Genomic DNA, 3636 nt, shown 5'->3' with positions numbered 1-3636 from the left:
CCCGGCCTTTGAGATTACCATCGCGGAGCACACGTACGGCGTTTTCGAGTGTCGAGACCGATACGGCGCCGTCGATCAGTTCGTCGCCGATCTGGCTCGACAGGGCCTCGATCGGGTCGGGAGCGTGGCGTTCATGGGTGGCCCGGTCCTGCAGGGCCTGCATCTCGCCCGTCAGGCGCTCGGCGAAAGCCGCGCCTTCTCGCATATCTGGAGCGATTTTCTGATCGGCCTTGGCGGCGGGCGTTCCGGAAGAGGCGTGATGCGGCGCGGTATTGGACAAGGCACTCTCGCTTGAAGTCGGTTCACGGATTGTGACCGGTTTTCCATGCCCGCAGGGCAATGGCAATGGAGGATCGCGGGAGCGCAGGACTTTTTGTTCCGGCGGTGCTAATCGATCCTTCATGCATCATCCGAATTCCGATCAGTCGATCCCGTCCGAGCGCATGAGCGATAACGCTGCGGCCGAGGCCGAGGCGCTGGCCAGCCTGAGGGCTTCGCGTCGTCTGGCGGGTGGTCTTCTGGTCTCGATGGGCGGTCTGATGGTCGTCTCCGCCGGGCTCCCGGCATTGGGTTGGGTGCGTGACAGCTATCTGCTGGAGGTGCTGCGCTCGGGTGCGCGGGCGGGCGTCGTCGGCGGTATTGCCGACTGGTTTGCGGTAACGGCGCTGTTCCGCCATCCGCTGGGGCTTCCCATTCCGCATACTGCGGTTCTGCCTCGCCAGCAGCCGAGGCTGGCTCGTGCGCTGGGGCGTTTCGTCTCGACGCAGTTCTTTACGGAAGAAGATGCCGGGCGGGCGCTCGCCTCGGCGGATGTGGCGCGCATTCTTGCCAATCTGCTGCGCCAGCCGCGTACGGCCAATGCCACCGCCTCTGCCCTGCGACGTAGCGTGCCCGATATGCTTGATCGGCTTGAGGACGGGCGCGCTTCTGCCGCCATAGGCAAGGCGCTGCCTGTTCTGGCGCGCGGCGAAACCTCGATCAAGGTCGTGACCAGGGCGCTCCGGGCGCTGGTCGATAATGAGCTGCATCAGGAGGTTCTGTCCGCCCTGCTCGAGCGGTTCAAGCTCGGCGTGCAAAAGCGTGAAGCCACGCTGCGCAGCTTTATCGAGGAGCGCGTGCGCGAGCAGGGGGGGCGCATGATCGGCTGGGCCATTGGCCCATCCGTTGCCAACCGCGTGATCACCGCGCTCTATCTGGAACTGGAGCGGATAGACCCGCAGGACTCGGAACTGCGCGAGGGATTTACCGGGTGGATCAGGCAGGAAATAGACCGTCTGGAAGAAGACCCGGAGCGTCGGGCGCGCTTTGGCGATGCGATATCGGGCTATCTGGGCCATGACAGCCTGAAGCTGTGGTGGTCCGAGATCTGGCAGCGCTTCAGGGGACTGGCCGAAGCCGATCTGGCCTGTGAGGACGGATGGAGCCGCAGTGTCATCGAGGCGGCGCTGCTGAGCTTGGCCGATCAGCTCGATCATGATCCGGCCATGCGGGCGCGTCTGGAGCAGACGCTCAAGACCACGCTCGTCCGTATCCTGCCTTCGCTGCGCGACAAGCTTGCCGCTTATATCGCCTCGGTCATGGAGCGCTGGGACCCGCAGGAGCTTTCAGCACGACTGGAGCAGCGTGTTGGCCGCGACCTGCAATACATTCGTATCAATGGCACGCTGGTCGGCTTCGTGGTGGGGGCCGTTCTGGACATGCTCATGAGGCTGTGTTTCGGCCATCTCGGCTGAACCCTGTTTTTATCGGCATCACAAAAGGCGAAAAGGGTTGACGCAGCGCCTTCGCGCGCGCATCTGCTAGAAAAATAGCACCATTTAGGTCTTTAATTTCTGTTCATGCGGAACTGATCGAGGGAGCAGAATGCTCAGGTTATCGAAACTCGCCGATTACGCTACGGTTCTGCTCGTGCAGCTTGGCCAACAGGACGCGCTCGTAACGGCTACCGCGCTTGCGGGTGCCGCGGGTGTGCCGGAGCCGACTGTCGCGAAATTGCTGAAGGGTCTCGCTGCCGATGGCCTCGTCGCCTCGCATCGCGGGGCTCGTGGCGGCTATCGCCTGGCGCGTTCGCTTTCCGATATCTCGATCGCTGCCGTGATCACGTCAGTCGACGGGCCGATCGCTCTTACAGCCTGTGTCGAGGGGCGCGTTTGCGAAGCCAAATCGCTTTGCGCGCTCTCCTCCGGACAGTGGGACATGGTCAACAAGGCCATCCGTTCGACCCTCGAATCCATCAATCTAGCCGATATGAGCCGCGCCCATCTGTCAGGCAGCATCATGCCTGCGTCGCGCTGCGTGGCCCCGGACCATATGCCGGATCATCAGCCTGCCGGGGAGGGATGACATGCCAGCCGTAACCGAAACACGCGAAGCCGTCGAAACCCTTGGCCAGTCGACCTATAAATGGGGCTTCGAAACCGATATCGAGATGGAATTCGCGCCCAAGGGGCTGAGCGAGGAAACCATCCGCTTTATCTCTGCGCGCAAGCAGGAGCCTGAATGGATGCTCGACTGGCGCCTGCAGGCCTTCCGCGCCTGGCAGGCGATGGAAGAACCCACATGGCAGAAGCCGGAATATCCGGCCATCGACTATCAGGATGCTTTCTACTTCGCCGAGCCGAAGAAGAAGCCCGGTCCGAAATCGCTGGAAGAAGTCGATCCCGAGTTGCTGCGCACCTACGAAAAGCTCGGTATCCCGCTTCATGAGCAGGCCATCCTGGCCGGTGTCGAGGGTGCCGATCAGGCCGAGCGGCTGCCTGTGGCCGTGGATGCGGTATTTGACTCCGTCTCGGTTGTGACGACCTTCCGCAAGACGCTGGAAGAGGCCGGGGTAATCTTCTGCCCGATCTCGGATGCCATTCGCGAGCATCCCGAGCTCGTGAAGCGTTATCTCGGTTCCGTCGTGCCGGTCAGCGATAATTTCTTTGCAGCGCTGAATTCGGCTGTCTTCACGGATGGCTCTTTCGTCTATGTGCCGGAGGGCGTGCGGTGTCCGATGGAGCTCTCGACCTATTTCCGCATCAATGCCCGCAACACAGGGCAGTTCGAGCGGACGCTGATCATCTGTGAGGACCGCGCGACTGTTTCCTATCTCGAAGGGTGCACGGCACCCATGCGCGACGAGAACCAGCTTCACGCAGCCGTGGTCGAGCTGGTGGCGATGAATGAAGCCACGATCAAATACTCGACGGTGCAAAACTGGTATCCGGGTGATGAGAACGGCACGGGCGGTATTTATAATTTCGTGACCAAGCGCGGTGCATGTCGTGGTCGCAACGCCAAGATTTCCTGGACGCAGGTCGAGACGGGCTCCGCGATCACGTGGAAATATCCGTCCTGCATTCTGGCAGGCGAGGGCTCGGTGGGCGAATTCTACTCGGTCGCCGTGACCAATAATCGCCAGCAGGCCGATACGGGCACCAAGATGATCCATCTGGCGCCGAATACGCGCTCGACCATCATTGCCAAGACCATCTCAGCGGGTCATTCGGACAGCACCTATCGCGGTCTGGTGCGTATGATGCCCAAGGCACGCGGCGCGCGTAACTTCACGCAGTGCGACAGCCTCCTGATCGGGGATCAGTGTGGCGCCCATACGGTGCCCTATATCGAAAACCGCAACATGACGGCACGCGT

The 3636-nt window shown here is 61.8% G+C and carries 4 protein-coding genes; 3 read left to right on the top strand and 1 reads right to left on the bottom strand.

The features are described from left to right. Nucleotides 1–280 (bottom strand): hypothetical protein (locus tag C0V97_RS16830; protein ID WP_148114958.1); only part of this gene is annotated, 280 nt, incomplete at its 3' end. A 121-nt stretch (nt 281–401) separates the two neighbouring features. Between C0V97_RS16830 and C0V97_RS16825 the strand changes: the two genes are divergently transcribed. From C0V97_RS16825 to sufB, 3 genes are all read left to right on the top strand, one after another. Continuing rightward, a complete protein-coding gene (locus C0V97_RS16825) occupies nt 402–1733 on the top strand; it encodes a DUF445 domain-containing protein (RefSeq protein WP_233582104.1) in 1332 nt (443 codons plus the stop codon). Between the two features lie 130 nt (nt 1734–1863). Next, entirely contained in the window at nt 1864–2343 is a 480-nt protein-coding gene (locus tag C0V97_RS16820) for an SUF system Fe-S cluster assembly regulator (RefSeq protein WP_127102592.1), read from the top strand. A gap of 1 nt (nt 2344) precedes the next feature. Beyond that, nucleotides 2345–3636 (top strand): Fe-S cluster assembly protein SufB (sufB, locus tag C0V97_RS16815; RefSeq protein ID WP_127103662.1); only part of this gene is annotated, 1292 nt, incomplete at its 3' end.

The organism is Asaia sp. W19, assembly GCF_003994335.1.
Taxonomy (GTDB): Bacteria; Pseudomonadota; Alphaproteobacteria; order Acetobacterales; family Acetobacteraceae; genus Asaia.
Note: the sequence above shows the minus strand (reverse complement) of the source record. Positions and strands in the feature narration are given on the sequence as shown.

What these genes read in the sequence shown, in the direction of transcription:
- C0V97_RS16825 (WP_233582104.1), top strand. Translation starts at nt 402, where the DNA reads ATGCATCATCCGAATTCCGATCAGTCGATCCCGTCCGAGCGCATGAGC.
- C0V97_RS16820 (WP_127102592.1), top strand. Translation starts at nt 1,864, where the DNA reads ATGCTCAGGTTATCGAAACTCGCCGATTACGCTACGGTTCTGCTCGTG.